Origin of the sequence: Priestia sp. SIMBA_032 (assembly GCF_046535215.1) — a bacterium.
Classification (GTDB): Bacteria; Bacillota; Bacilli; order Bacillales; family Bacillaceae_H; genus Priestia; species Priestia aryabhattai.
The window spans coordinates 1-306 of sequence record NZ_JAWRXD010000374.1; the positions used below are offsets into that span (position 1 = coordinate 1).

At 36.9% G+C, this 306-nt stretch carries 1 protein-coding gene; it reads right to left on the reverse strand.

Annotated features, from left to right (window positions below):
• On the reverse strand, window positions 1-306 hold a 306-nt coding region (locus tag SB717_RS34805), incomplete at both ends, for a CPBP family glutamic-type intramembrane protease (RefSeq protein WP_410907434.1).

Consider the following 306-nt stretch of genomic DNA (forward strand, 5'->3'; position numbering starts at 1 on the left):
GTTAAACTTCTTATAAAGTGTACCAAATAAAATTTTTCTAAATACGATTTCTTCTAAGATAGGTCCAATTATAGATACAACAATAAGGAACCAAGGTATCGTTCTTGCGATGTCCATCAGTCTGTCTGTATTCTCAGATCCACGTGGAACCCCAAATACATACATTTCAATCATACCTGCAATGGATTGTGAGATGATTGCTAAGAAGAACCCGATGAAAATCCATCCAATAGTAGCTGGAACAGAAGAGCGCATTGGATCTAAATGCCTGTCACGAATATCTGTTCTAAGTAACCAAAGCACGAT